This is a genomic window from Kordia sp. E (assembly GCF_056033805.1).
Window position 1 is genome coordinate 1,381,086 of sequence record NZ_JBRASR010000003.1, and the last position, 13,451, is coordinate 1,394,536.

At 30.2% G+C, this 13,451-nt stretch carries 12 protein-coding genes; 8 read left to right on the plus strand and 4 right to left on the minus strand.

The annotated features are described in order from the left end of the window. Window positions 1-3: 3 nt before the first annotated feature. From ACUUYC_RS18955 to ACUUYC_RS18965, 3 genes are all read right to left on the minus strand, one after another. Window positions 4-942 (minus strand): peptidoglycan DD-metalloendopeptidase family protein, encoded by a 939-nt coding sequence (locus ACUUYC_RS18955; RefSeq protein WP_474268323.1) that lies wholly within the window; start codon window positions 940-942, stop codon window positions 4-6. Window positions 943-1,040: 98 nt separating this feature from the next. After that, window positions 1,041-2,372 carry a peptidoglycan DD-metalloendopeptidase family protein gene (locus tag ACUUYC_RS18960; RefSeq protein WP_474268325.1) on the minus strand — a complete coding sequence of 444 codons (1,332 nt, stop codon included), beginning with the start codon at window positions 2,370-2,372 and terminating at the stop codon, window positions 1,041-1,043. Beyond that, complete coding sequence (locus tag ACUUYC_RS18965; protein ID WP_474268327.1) at window positions 2,365-2,748, minus strand: BlaI/MecI/CopY family transcriptional regulator; 384 nt, start codon at window positions 2,746-2,748, stop codon at window positions 2,365-2,367. The genes ACUUYC_RS18960 and ACUUYC_RS18965 overlap by 8 nt, the downstream gene beginning before the upstream one ends. Window positions 2,749-2,904: 156 nt before the next feature. Here ACUUYC_RS18965 and ACUUYC_RS18970 point away from each other — a divergent pair, with 156 nt between their 5' ends. Continuing rightward, window positions 2,905-3,147, plus strand: coding sequence for a hypothetical protein (locus ACUUYC_RS18970; protein WP_474268329.1), 243 nt, complete (start codon window positions 2,905-2,907; stop codon window positions 3,145-3,147). A 51-nt stretch (window positions 3,148-3,198) separates the two neighbouring features. Here the strand turns inward: ACUUYC_RS18970 and ACUUYC_RS18975 are convergent, their stop codons facing one another. Continuing rightward, window positions 3,199-4,362 (minus strand): M50 family metallopeptidase, encoded by a 1,164-nt coding sequence (locus tag ACUUYC_RS18975; RefSeq protein ID WP_474268331.1) that lies wholly within the window; start codon window positions 4,360-4,362, stop codon window positions 3,199-3,201. A gap of 146 nt (window positions 4,363-4,508) precedes the next feature. Here ACUUYC_RS18975 and ACUUYC_RS18980 point away from each other — a divergent pair, with 146 nt between their 5' ends. The 7 genes from ACUUYC_RS18980 (at window position 4,509) to ACUUYC_RS19010 (ending at window position 13,445) form a co-directional block, all read left to right on the plus strand. After that, window positions 4,509-7,247, plus strand: a complete 2,739-nt coding sequence (locus tag ACUUYC_RS18980) for an AAA family ATPase (RefSeq protein ID WP_474268332.1) — start codon at window positions 4,509-4,511, stop codon at window positions 7,245-7,247. A gap of 11 nt (window positions 7,248-7,258) precedes the next feature. Continuing rightward, window positions 7,259-8,518 carry a DUF2130 domain-containing protein gene (locus tag ACUUYC_RS18985; protein ID WP_474268333.1) on the plus strand — a complete coding sequence of 420 codons (1,260 nt, stop codon included), beginning with the start codon at window positions 7,259-7,261 and terminating at the stop codon, window positions 8,516-8,518. A gap of 119 nt (window positions 8,519-8,637) precedes the next feature. Beyond that, the gene (locus ACUUYC_RS18990) at window positions 8,638-10,629 is read left to right on the plus strand and encodes an IPT/TIG domain-containing protein (protein ID WP_474268335.1); all 1,992 of its coding nucleotides are present in this window, start codon (window positions 8,638-8,640) and stop codon (window positions 10,627-10,629) included. A 23-nt stretch (window positions 10,630-10,652) separates the two neighbouring features. Beyond that, the gene (locus ACUUYC_RS18995; RefSeq protein WP_474268337.1) at window positions 10,653-11,687 is read left to right on the plus strand and encodes a helix-turn-helix domain-containing protein; all 1,035 of its coding nucleotides are present in this window, start codon (window positions 10,653-10,655) and stop codon (window positions 11,685-11,687) included. Window positions 11,688-11,793: 106 nt separating this feature from the next. Continuing rightward, window positions 11,794-12,555, plus strand: a complete 762-nt coding sequence (locus tag ACUUYC_RS19000) for a type 1 glutamine amidotransferase domain-containing protein (RefSeq protein ID WP_474268338.1) — start codon at window positions 11,794-11,796, stop codon at window positions 12,553-12,555. A gap of 18 nt (window positions 12,556-12,573) precedes the next feature. Further along, entirely contained in the window at window positions 12,574-12,993 is a 420-nt protein-coding gene (locus ACUUYC_RS19005; protein WP_474268339.1) for a nuclear transport factor 2 family protein, read from the plus strand. 2 nt (window positions 12,994-12,995) lie between these two features. Beyond that, window positions 12,996-13,445: a YybH family protein gene (locus ACUUYC_RS19010; RefSeq protein WP_474268341.1), complete on the plus strand. Its 450-nt coding sequence runs from the start codon at window positions 12,996-12,998 to the stop codon at window positions 13,443-13,445. The last annotated feature ends 6 nt before the right edge of the window (window positions 13,446-13,451 follow it).

Consider the following 13,451-nt stretch of genomic DNA (forward strand, 5'->3'; position numbering starts at 1 on the left):
AAACTACTGCGTAACAACCAACTTTTGACCAATTTTAAGTGTGCTTGTTCTACGAATAGAATTCTCTTTGCATAGCGTAGCAATAGATACATTGTATTTATTGGAAATTCTCGATAATGTATCGCCACGTCTTACTGTGTACACCTTCTTTTCGTCTGCTTTACTTTGCAAAGCTTCATCTTCTGTAGTACAAACATCTACTCTAGATTTTCGTTTAGAATTGTGTCTGTATGCTGTTGTCCACTTACTATTTACCCAAATATCTTTTGCTCTAACGATATTATCTTCATTAGAAAAATCGAACAAATATTCTGGATGAATTGGAGTTCCTTGAAACAATACTTCTAAATGCAAATGACTTCCACGAGCGTTTCCTGTAGTTCCACCAGCGCCAATTATTTGTCCTTTCCGTACGGTATCGTTGACTTTTACCAATTGCTTGGACAAATGTGCATAAACCGTTTCTAAACCATTAAAATGACGGACAACAACAGTTTTTCCATGTCCAGAATGTCTATTTACATAACGTACAACACCAGCAAACATCGATTTAACTCTATCGCCAGTAATCAAATCAATATCAATTCCGTTATGCGCTCTACGATTTCTCCAACCATAACGTGAAGTCACTACTTTTTTTCGTGGAATTGGAGAAGCATATGTACTATCTTCAAACGTAATGTGTAATGGATATTGCTTTTTAATTCTTTTATAAGGATTAAACACTTTTGTGTTCCAATTTTCAGCAATCCAATCTTTTTGCGGAATGCTGTCGCTTGTAATTTTTGACTGTTCTAATGCCATTAATGTAAGTGAAACAACAGGGAAAGAGGTTTCAAAAGTAACTTTTGATGCTTTAGAAACAGTTAAACTATCTTGTGTTTGACTGTGTACGCAAATGCTAAAGCAGAGCGTAAAAATGATCAAATAAAATGATTTCATTGTGGTAGTATTCAATTTAGTTTTACGAAATAGATTTTTAGGGATCTGCATGTATAACGCATTCCTAGGCAATTAATTGTAATATGATTTTTAAAGAATTATTCTGAGATGTAATTCATTGGATCTAAACGTTTTCCATGTTGACGAACTTCATAATGTAAATGTGGAGCCGTAGATAATCCTGTGCTTCCTACATATCCAATAATGTCGCCTTTATTCACTTTTGTGAGTTGTTTAGTGTTAAAACCTTTTAAATGTGCATACCAAGTTTCAAAACCATTTCCATGAGAAATAACGATTAAATTTCCCCAATTTCCTTCTTTTTTAGCTTTCATGATTACTCCGTCAGCTGTTGCAATAACTGGAGTTCCGCGTGTTGCTCTAATATCAATTCCGCCATGCGCTTCTTTACTTTTTAATTTTGGATGTTTTCTAACAACTCCAAATTTTGAAGATATAGCTTTACTATTTCCATTCTGAACGGGAAATAGAGAAGGAGTTGAATGTACATTAACATCAATTTCCAATGGTAAAAATTCATTCGGAATTAATGAAGTATCTGCGCTTCTAAATGCCATAAAGACTAAGGCTATAGCAGGAATTAGCAATACATAGGTAAGCTTAAACTTATTTTTTGATTGTGATTTTGTGATCATTTCTATTCGTTTTTTGAGTGATGGATGCGAAAAATAATTATAAACTGGGTTTGAGTTTTTTGGTTCTAAACTCATCAAGAGTAGTTCTAAATACGTTGATTTCTTTACAGATTGATGTAACACAAAAGCATCTGCCTGGAATTCGTGAATCGATTTTAATGATTTTCTATACAAATAGGCGAGTGGATGAAACCAGCAAAATGCAATAAACAATTCTGCTAAAAGTACATCTAACGAATGTAATTTTTGAATATGTGCCTTTTCATGTGTGATGATTAATTCATCAAAAGAAGTTGCTTCTGATTTTGGAATAAAAACCCAATTAAAATATGAAAATACTTCAGAAACATCAGTAATACAAAGTGTTACACCATTTGATTCAATTTTCTGAGCATTGCTTTTTAGTTTGAATAGTGAATAGGTTGTTAGCACAAATCGAGTTAAACAACACACAACTCCAATTGTATATATACTCAATATCCAAAAGTTAAAATCAATAGGTTGATTGTTAGAAACATTTGATGCAGATGTAAAATATTCAGAACTAGTAAATACTGTAAAATCTTCAATCAAAGGAAGATCGAACGTCAACTGTTGTACTTCTGGAAACAACAAACCGCTAAATGGCAATAACATTGACAATGGAATAATTACTAATAATAAACCTCTGTTGACTGTATGGAATGTAAATCGACTAAACAAACACTTAAATAGCAAATAGAAGCTTCCAAATATCAAGCTAACTTGAAAAAGATATAAAAGAAAACTATTCATTGTTCGATTTTAAAGTTTCAATTTTATCTTCAAGCATAGCTTTCATTTGCTCCAATTCGGTCAAGTTTAAGGTGTCACTTTTTGCAAAGAAAGAAGCAAACTTACTGTTGGAACCATTAAAAAAGTTACCAATAACTTGCTTCATATGTTGTGCAAAATAGCGCTCTTTTGAAATGGAAGCTGAATATTGACGAATCTTTCCATAGGTTTCAAAATTCAAAAATTCTTTCTTCACCAACACACGTACAACTGTTGAAATAGTAGTATATGCAGGTTTTGGTTCAGGAAACTGCTCTACAATATCTTTTAGAAACGCTTTATCGAGTTTCCAGACGTATTGCATAATTTGTTCTTCAGCTTTAGTTAACTCATTCATGCTGCAAATATAGAAGAATATTTTAATTATGACTATAAAAATAGTCGTAAAACTATAATTATAGTCATAATGTATAAAAATACCTAGAATTGGGTATGTTTTATAGATCTGTAATTATCTAATTTTAAGACAGTTATTAATCGTAAAAACAAAATCATGAAAGAATTAAATTTTGAAACAGTAAATGCAGAAATTGAAGCTTTAGACTTAGATCAACTTGAAAAAAGTATGGGAGTTAGTGTAAAAGCAGATGAAAGAGGTATTGCATCTCCTATTTGTACTATTTGGAGTAAAATAGGAGGAATTATAAAACTAATTGCGAAATTTCCATTTCTACCACCTAAATGGCGCAAAGCACTAAATTTACTTATAAAGACTATGGATAGTATTTGTGGGTAATTAGAAATTTTGTTCTCTTATAGTTCGTATCATTATTGATGCGAACTATAATCATATGTATTGCTTTACTTCATCAATAAAGTCTTGAATTTGAAGTGTTTTTGAATCTAACTCAAAAGCTTTTTTATAGAAATCGAGTGCTTTATAATATTCATTCTTCTGAAAGTGGTACACGCCTAAATTACGAAGTACATAACTACTTTGGTCATCTATTTCAAGTGACTTTTGAAGATCTGCATAACCTTCATCAAGTTGCCCAAGCATAATTTTAGAATACCCACGATTATCTAATGCATACGTGAAATTTTTGTCTAATAAAATTGCTTTGTCCAAATACACAATTGCTTCTTCATGTCTGTTTAAAACTCCTAAGGCATGTCCAACATTATTTAAATAAACAATTTGTTCGTCATCAAGTTCTAATGCTTTTTCAAACAAATTTAATGCCTTGGCATAATTTCCTTTATAAACTTCAATCACACCAGAATTCGTAAAATCAAAATGATCATATTTGTTATATTTTTGAGAATAACGTTTTTCTAAATCAAAAGCTTTATTAATTTCTTTTGCCATTAAATGAGAAGATATCGCTAACCTATAAATCTCTCTATCTTTTGAAACGGAATCAATACATTTTTCAAATAATTCTCCCGCTTCTGCATATTCTTTCTCAGTATAATGCTTAGATGCTTTATTATATATATCATATGCTTTTCTAATATTCCAAAGATGCACTAACTGCTTTCCGTCATTATTTGTGAATGTTCCATCATGCAATTGTATTTGTGTGTTTTTTGGAGTGATATTGTAGATAAAATCAAAAATGCATGAAAAAGCAAAAGCAGAAAGTATTACAAAAAGTAAATCATTTTGAATAAATTGTAAAAATGCAATCGAAATTATTCCTAATAGAAGCGTAGTTATTGGCCCAAAAAGACTAATTAAAAAACGGCCTTTCCATGAAATACCTTTTCCATGTGAAATACACAATCCGCCACTCCATTTAAAAATATTGTATTTAATAAAACATTCCAAACGTTTGATTTTAAACCGAAATGATTTCTCAGGATTTCCATGCGAACCAATATACACGCTCACATCTCCACCAGAATTCAGCAAGGATGCAAACGCATGACCAAACTCATGAAATATAATTACTACCACACGAAATAGGAGTAGTGAAAATATTAAAACGAAAATGTATTCTTGTTGCATTGATTGTAATAAAAAATGTAAAGTTATGGGATTTTTTGGAATGTGGAAATTTGGAGATTTTTTGTTGTTGGTTTACGGGATTCCGTAAGGAAATGAATATGGCAGTAGGTAGATTTGTTTCATAAAAAATCTAACAATTTAATATAATGGGTAATGCAATTTATCACTTATCAAGATTATCATTTGATCAAATTGAATGGATAACAGAATTAAAAAATAAACTTTGTCAAAATGGAATTGTTAATAATGAAGATATCCAAACTGCGTTTGAAAAAGTTAATTCTACAAACACATTAAGTGATTTTTTATATCAAATAACTTCAACATCTTCTGTTGAGAACACGCAATCATTGTATAGGTTTTATGATAATGTCAACCTTGAAGGCTTATATGATGGGAAAGAAATCGTATTTAGTCCTGAATTAACTATCATTTATGGGAAAAATGGAAGTGGAAAAACCAGTTTTTTCAAAGCGTTAAAGGATGCTTTCTATAAACCGCAAAAAATAAAAGGAAATATTTACACTCCTTCAACTAATCCAATTTCAGCGAAATTTGATTTTGTCAAAAAAGAAAAACATTTAGCATTCCAAAAAAAAGGTATTTCAACTAATTTTCCTGGTTCAGAATTACAAACATTTAATTGGGATGTAGGTAATCAAATAAATTCTACTTTAAAGTTTTGTGATAGAGAAATTTTAGATAGTTCACTTCACAAAAAAGACACTGGCTGGAGTATAGATCGATATAAGTTAGGATATTATGATTTGTTAAGAGAGGCAGTTGATAAAGTCTCAATAAAAGTGGCTTCGAAAATCGCAGAAATCAATAGAAATTATAATGCAAACCTACAATCTTTATTAAATGGTTTGAAATCGGATAAGGACGAAGGTGTTAAAAAAATCATCCAAAATAATTTAACAAATGCGCAAGTATTAAAAAGTAGTTTTATTTTATTTTCAAATTATATACTTGAAGATGGACATGCAGATAAAAAAGTTGATATTCAAAAAAGAACAACAATATCAGTAAAAGAATTAACTGATAAAATACAAGCACAAAAAGCTAAACAAGTAATACTAAAAAATATTCAAAGTATTACTGCTGAAAAAACTCATATATGTAGTGAATTAAATGAAATTAAAAATAAAGTTGAGAGGATTAAAAAACTAAAAAACAGCCTAGATTTTTCTAAACTAGAACAGTATCAATTGATTTTTGAGCCTAATAAAAGTAATCAAGCATTTATTGAATTATTCAAAAAAATAACAGAAACGGCCTTAGTCTTTGGATATGAAAACTATCCAGAAGAAGTAGATAAATGTTTTTATTGCAACCAGAATTTACCTGAAACAAACAAATCCTTAATTAAGGAAATCCACTCTTTAATTGACAATGAGATAAACTCAGAAATAGATAAATTAGAGAATATATTAGAAGCTTATAGAAAGCGGATAAATGCTGTAATAGAAAAAGTAACTCCCATTTATGAATACAAATATGTAGGTGATATTTACGAATGTCTAAGTAACGAAAAAATTGAATTGAGTAAATTACACAAGCAAGCTTTTGACTGCTCTATTTTATCAAAGATTGAAGTAGAAATAAAAGAGTTAAAGGATACTATTTCATCAATTGACTCGGCTTGGACAAATAATGATTGTTTATTCTATATAGCACAGTCCGAAGAAAAAATTATTCAGATTGAGATTAATCAATTAGAAAAACAACTCCTTGATATTGAGCAAAACAAAAAGAAGGCTCTTGAAGAATTAAATTCTCTTGAGGATATAGAATTTTGCGTTAGTCAGAAAACTTTATTGTTGAGTCTTTTGACATTACTTAGTGAGTCTTCAAAGTTTAATCTAGTCAGCAATAATTTTACTAATATCAAATCTAAAATATCTCGAGATAAAGGAAGAGTAGAAACAGAGTTAATTAGACAAAATTATCTAGAAACGTTTAACTCAAATTTAGATTTTTTTGAGCTACCGAGAAGAGAACGATTTAAAAGACCATTTTCTAACCCAAGTGGACAAAGTAAAGTTGAAGCAAAAATTCAAGTTGATAATAATACATTTGAAGTTTCGGAAATACTCAGTGAAGGAGAAGCGAAAGTTTATTCTTTTTGTGATTGGTTAACTGAATTAGAGTATGATGATAACAAAATTCTAGTTTTTGATGATCCAGTAAATAGCTTGGATCAAGTAAATATTTATAAAGTGGTAGATAAAATTATTACTCTAAGTAAAACTTATCAGGTTATTGTTTTCACTCATCATTTTGAGTTTTATCATAGATTAATACAAAAATCTTTAGGAGGTTCTTCTCTTAAAAGAGGGAAATGTGAGTTATGTAAAAGTGATACTGAAAGTAACCAATGTACAGGTTTAAATACAACTACAAATGTTACTCACAAGTGTGGGAAATATTATATGATAGAACATATTTTAAAGCCTGGACAAGTTGTTGAAGATGTTATGTTTCTAACTTTAGATTGGGAACAGAGAATAGAAGTTTTAAGAAGAAATTTATTAAACGGAGATATTAGAGAAGCAGATAAACATTTGAGAACTTCTATTAATAATTTCTTTGAGAGATATGTAATGAATGATATAAAAAGGCAAGTATATAAGAACAATGATTTAATAAAAGAATGGAGAGGGTTTAGAAAAGTTCATATAAATGACTACGATATATTAATGGATGTACATAATAAGATTTCTGGTGAATCAACTATACACGAGCCTTCTCTAGAAGTTAGAACACCCTTAGATGTACAAGGCTTCATTGTTGAATTTAATAAAACTATAAGAGCTATAAATAACATAAGAAGTTTTGAGAATCCATCTCCACCAAGAGATGTAGCGGAAATAACATTGTAAAAATAATTGATATGAATAATGAAACACAAATTAAGTGTCCAAACTGTGGAACTTCAATTGATGTTCAAGATATTTTGGCGCATCAACTAGAAGAAGAAATCAAACAAAAATATCAATCAGAAATTGCATTAGAGAAGAAGAAATACGAAACTGAACAAGCAAAGTTAACTCAAGAAAAAATTGACTTTGAGCACAATAAAAAGAAAGAAAAAGAACTTTTTCAAGAACGTTTAGAAAAACAGCTGAAAGAAGATAAAAAAGAAATAGAATCTAAATTAAAACTAAAGCTAAAAGAAGAACAATCAGAACAATTTGATGCTTTGCAAAATGAATTAAATGAAAAATCTGAGCAAGTTAAAGAGCTAAATCGTTCGAAAGCAGAAATTGAAAAGCTAAAACGTGAGAAAGGAGAATTAAAAGAAGCTGCGGAAGCAGAAGCACAAAAAAAACTGAATGAAATTCTTATTGGCGAAAAAGAGAAGATTAAGAAATCGGAAGAAGAGAAAAATGAATTGCGTTTCAAAGAAATGCAAAAACAATTAGAAGATCAGAAAAAGTTAACAGAAGAAATGAAGCGAAAGCAAGAGCAAGGCTCAACGCAATTGCAAGGAGAAGTTCAAGAGTTAGCTATAGAAGAATGGCTAGCCACAAAATTTCCGTTAGATACAATTGAAGAAATCAAAAAAGGAGCTAGAGGTGGAGATTGTATACAAATAGTAAATACGCGTACCAATCAAAATTGCGGAACAATTTACTATGAAAGTAAAAGAACAAAAGATTTTCAACCTTCTTGGATAGAAAAATTTAAAGCAGATATTCGTGAAAAAGGTGCTGATATAGGTGTATTAGTTACAGAGGTTATGCCATCTAATATGGAAAGGATGGGATTAAGAGATGGAATCTGGATTTGTAGTTATAAAGAATTTAAAGGTCTTTGTTCGGTTTTAAGAGAGTCAATCATTAAGTTAAATACTGCAATTAGTTCACAGGAAAATAAAGGTGATAAGATGGAACTTTTGTATACGTTTTTAACAGGGAATACATTTCGTATGCAAGTTGAAGCTATTGTAGAAGGTTTTAGTTCTATGAAGTCAGCTTTAGATAAAGAAAAAAGAGCTATGCAACGTATTTGGAAAGAACGTGAAAAACAAATCGATAAAGTAATTGACAATACAATTGATATGCACGCTTCTATAAAAGGAATTGCAGGAAATGCAGTTCAATCGGTAAAAGCGCTAGAATTAACAGAAGAAGATCAAATTGAAGAGTAAATATCATCTTTCAATAATCACTAAATAAAATCGGTAAAATAATAGTTGAAGCAAAGTTTTAATAGCTAATATCAATTCAATAATTTTAAGTAATATTGTTGTACAAATAGAACTTTGCAATGATTAAAAAAATAATACTTCCTTTTCTACTTATATGCGCATTAATTTCTTGTCAAGATGATGAAGATGTAAATCCACTTCCAATAATTGAAACTGTAAATTCTCAGGTGTATTCTACAGGTGGTGTGAAACTAGAAGGAAACCTTATCAATGTTGGAACTTCCGAAATCTTAGAATATGGTTTTGAATTATTTGCAAGTGGAAATAATGTTCATTACAATGTAAATCATCACATGGAATTGCCAGCTATACAAGGGCAATTCTTTTTAGAAATTACACAAGAACTATATCCTGATTTAGAATACTTTTATACAGCATATATTAGAACTGAAGAAGCTACGTATAGAGGTGAACGTTTAAGTTTTATTTCAACAGGAAGTGCAACGCCAATATTATTACAATGTACTCCAAATATTGCGCATATTGGTGATACAGTAACATTGCAAGGAGAAAATTTCCCAACAGACATTAACGATGTAGGTCTTAAATTTGGAGGCAGATATGCTCAGGTTGTATCAATTACAGAAGATGAATTAACATTTATAGTTCCGAAACCAGATGGAAATTCAAGAATACTTGAAATCGATGCGTATCATCGACAAGTTGTTCAAAATGGACTATTATCATTATATCAACCAATCATTACAGGAACAAATCCAACAACTGCTTTTTTTGGCGAAACAATAAGTATTACTGGGGATCATTTTGCTACAAACATTAACAATACAAGTGTTATTATTGGTGGTTTTGACGCGCAAATAATTAGTACTTCAAGAAATGAAATTCAAGTCATTATTCCTGAAGATGTAAACTATTCCAACACGCTAATCACAGTAAATGCTCAAAATCAAAATGCATATTACATGAACTTCAATCTTAAAGTTCCACAATATGTCAACGTTCCAAGCATGGTATTCATGGATGAAACTTTTGATATTACTGTAGATGCTACATATGCAAATCAAAATCATTTTATGATTGGTGATAGAGAATATTATCCAACTATAATAGACGATACTACTTTACGCTTTCATATCAATAGTACTGCGGTTTTCGAACAAAGAGAACAACAAATCAAATGGCTTATCAATGATATAGAAGTAGTTTCGCCACAACCGATTACCATAAGCAATCCATTCTATAAAATAAAAGATGGTTACAACAATAACTTTCCATTTGCGAGGTATGATTTATTAACGGTAAACAATCAAGCATTAGTTATTGGTGATATTGCACATACAGATTCAAGAAAATATATTTATACATACAACGATGTTTCTAGAACTTGGGAAAATCAAGCATTAGTAAATGATAATGGAAGTCCTCATGTTTTTGCCTATAACGATGTATCATATGTTTCAAAAGAAGGAAGTAATACGGTATATGGTTTAAAAGTAGATGGTTTTACTGATAATTTCATTAAAATTGATGTTACTACAGGAAACGTAACTTTGCTAACGCCAAATAGCTCTAATGCATATTATGGGAAAGGTTTTGCGCATCAAAACAAGATATATTATACAACTCCAACCAATTCAGATGTTTGGGCATACGACATTACAAACGAAACATGGCAAATAGTAAGTACGTTGCCATATGATATTTCACAACTAAGAAATGTGTATATCAGTCCAATTGTTGCTGGAAATTATGTCTATATCGCTAATGGCGCAAATGGAAGTCAATACAATGATTTTTGGCGTATGAACCTTAATACGTATCAATGGGAACAATTAGCAAACAATCCATACCCGAAAAAATACGGAACAGTGTATGAATTCAATAATGAATTGCACTTTGTTACTGATCAAATTTGGAAATTCAACTTAGCATCTCAAACGTGGAGTCAGATGGAAAAACCAGGCGTTTCGAGTGGTTTAAACGAACCTCTTGATGCTTTTATGCAAAATGGCATACCATATTTGATTCGAAAAAATGTGGCGACTAATGTGACGTATTTAAACTTATATATTGGAGATTTGGTAAATTAATAATTGATATGATTTAATTGAGAATGGAGCTCAAACAACAAGCTATATTTCTTTTTAGCGCTTTAGGCGGACTCAATGGTTTATTTTTGAGTTTTTATTTTGCTTTTGTATCTAAAAAAACAAAAGCAAACTACTTTCTATCTGCATTGTTGTTTGTATTAAGTGTCCGAATTATTAAATCTGTATTTTTTTATTTTAACCCGAACTTATCACAAATATTTATACAAATAGGTTTGTCTGCTTGCGTATTAATTGGTCCTTTTTTATATCTCTATGTGAAAGCAGTTCGCTCTGACAGCAAAGGTTTTAATTGGTTATTTCATGTGCTTCCTGCGGCTTTATTAGTCATAATTCTAGGAATTATGTATCCATATTGGGTTCATAAAAAAATGTGGTCGGGCACTATTGTCAAAATAATCTATGTACAATGGTTTGTATATATAGTACTTGCTGGAATTCTATTAGTTCCTGTGTTTAAAAAATTAGTTGTTAAAAATCATAAAACTACACAATTGGAAGTTTGGGTAACCAGTATTTTTATTGGTGTTTTATTAATTTGGACAGGTTACATGATTGGTTCGTTTACATCATATATTGTAGGATCAATTTCGTTTTCATTTGTATTTTATCTATTAGTATTGTTTTGGATTTTTAAACGAAAGAAAAACACATTATTCTTTGAAGACGATATTAAATATAAAAATAAGAGGATTGCCAACGAAAAGGCAGCTACAATTCAAACACAATTAAAAGTGCTTTTTGAAGATGAAAAACAATTCAAAAACCCTGATTTGAAATTACAAGATGTCGCTTCTCAATTAAAAATTTCTGCACACAATTTATCACAATATTTAAATGATAATCTAGGGAAAAGTTTTTCATCTTATATCAATGAATACCGAATTGAAGAAGCAAAACAACTTTTAATCACTAAAAAAGAATTTACAATAGAAGCTATTGGCTATGAATGTGGTTTTAATTCGAAATCTACCTTTTTCACAGCGTTTAAGAATATAACAAGTACAACTCCAGCAACTTACAAAAAGAGTAATTCGTGAGTTTTTCTACAAGTTTGTTCAATTCTATAAATCCGAACTACTAGATTATCAATTTGAATCTTTATCTAAAGGAAGATGTGTTTATTTGAGTAAAACAAAAATACTTATGCGAATCACATTCTTACTATTACTATCATTTTTTAGCTTTATAAATAGTTCTGCAACTCAAAAAACAAGTAACGGGAAAATCTTATTTGTTACATCTAACCAAAAAACGTATGGAAATACGGAAAAGAAAACTGCGAATCATTTTTCTGAAATTGTGTATGCATACGAAGAGTTTGTAAAAGCTGGTTACAATGTAGATTTTGTGAGTCCGAAAGGCGGAGAAATCCCAATTGGTTATTTAAAGAAGTCTGATAAATTGCAACAAAAATATTTGAATGATGCAGCATTTATGAAGCTTCTTAAAAATACCAAAAAGCCCTCGCAAATTAATGCTTCAAACTATAAAGCTGTTTATTATAGTGGAGGCGGAGCCGCTATGTTTGGAGTTCCTGAAAACATTTCTATTCAAAATATATCTAAAAAAATATATCAAAATAATGGTGTAATATCTACCGTTTGTCATGGAACTGCTGGAATAGCTAATTTAAAGACTTCGAAAGGAAACTATATCTACACAGGAAAGAAAATAAGTGGTTTCCCAGATAAGTTTGAGAATAAAAAGGCTTCATACTTTCAAACCTTTCCATTTTCAATTCAAGAAAAAATAACGGAAAATGGTGGAAATTTTCAATATTCAGAAGCTGGTTGGGATAATTTTGTTGCTATTGATGGACGATTAATCACAGGACAAGATCCGTCAGCTTCGGCAACAGTTGCTAAAAAAGTTATAGAAACACTCAAAAATATATCAAATCAATAAATTAAAAAACAACTAAACATGAAAAAAGCAATCGCAACATTCGTTTTATTAGTAAGTACAATCACAATTAGTTTTGCACAAAACTCAGATTATAAAGATATTGCAACAACAGTCTCTTATTATTTGGATGGTGGCACAAATAACGATTTTGAAACCGTAAAAAAAGCATTTCATGAAAAAGCAATGATGAAATTCGTTACAAAAGACGGTTATAAAGAAGTAAATGCATTAGCATTTTTCAAAAGAGTTATAAAGCCAGGTCCAAAACAAAATCGTAAAACAAGCATTCAAAGTATTAGTATTGAAGGAAACACTGCGATGGCAAAACTGGAAATAGAATATCCAACGTTTTTCTTTATTGACCATATGAGTTTGCTTAAAATTGATGGAAATTGGATTGTTGTGAATAAAATATATCATAGAAAAAATAAATCATAATCATGAAAAAACTAATAACACTAATACTTGTAACGTTTACATTGGCTCAATGTGCTAAACAAGAAACTATTGACCCTCAAAAAGATATTGAACAAATACGTCAAAATATAAAGAATTTTTCAAGCTATGTAAATAGTTCCAACTACGAGATGATCGGCGCTTCATATACAAAAGATGCTAAAATATTTCCACAACGAGGAAAAATCATTTCAGGGAGAGATAGTATTGTAAAATATTGGGTATTGCCAGAAGGCGTACAAACTACAGGTCATAAAATTACACCTTCTGAAATTACCATTGTAGAAGATACAGCCTATGATCATGGTTATTATGAAGGAACAACTGTGCAAACAAATGGAGATAAAAGTTCATGGGAAGGCAAATATGTCATCGTTTGGAAAAAAGTAGGAGACGATTGGAAAATATACTTAGATATTTGGAATTCCATTTAAAAAATA

Coding starts and splice junctions, on each gene's coding strand:
- ACUUYC_RS18975 (WP_474268331.1), bottom strand. CDS start 4,362: ATGCAACAAGAATACATTTTCGTTTTAATATTTTCACTACTCCTATTT.
- ACUUYC_RS19010 (WP_474268341.1), top strand. CDS start 12,996: ATGAAAAAACTAATAACACTAATACTTGTAACGTTTACATTGGCTCAA.
- ACUUYC_RS18970 (WP_474268329.1), top strand. CDS start 2,905: ATGAAAGAATTAAATTTTGAAACAGTAAATGCAGAAATTGAAGCTTTA.
- ACUUYC_RS18995 (WP_474268337.1), top strand. CDS start 10,653: ATGGAGCTCAAACAACAAGCTATATTTCTTTTTAGCGCTTTAGGCGGA.
- ACUUYC_RS19005 (WP_474268339.1), top strand. CDS start 12,574: ATGAAAAAAGCAATCGCAACATTCGTTTTATTAGTAAGTACAATCACA.
- ACUUYC_RS18955 (WP_474268323.1), bottom strand. CDS start 942: ATGAAATCATTTTATTTGATCATTTTTACGCTCTGCTTTAGCATTTGC.
- ACUUYC_RS19000 (WP_474268338.1), top strand. CDS start 11,794: ATGCGAATCACATTCTTACTATTACTATCATTTTTTAGCTTTATAAAT.
- ACUUYC_RS18980 (WP_474268332.1), top strand. CDS start 4,509: ATGGGTAATGCAATTTATCACTTATCAAGATTATCATTTGATCAAATT.
- ACUUYC_RS18960 (WP_474268325.1), bottom strand. CDS start 2,372: ATGAATAGTTTTCTTTTATATCTTTTTCAAGTTAGCTTGATATTTGGA.
- ACUUYC_RS18965 (WP_474268327.1), bottom strand. CDS start 2,748: ATGAATGAGTTAACTAAAGCTGAAGAACAAATTATGCAATACGTCTGG.
- ACUUYC_RS18985 (WP_474268333.1), top strand. CDS start 7,259: ATGAATAATGAAACACAAATTAAGTGTCCAAACTGTGGAACTTCAATT.
- ACUUYC_RS18990 (WP_474268335.1), top strand. CDS start 8,638: ATGATTAAAAAAATAATACTTCCTTTTCTACTTATATGCGCATTAATT.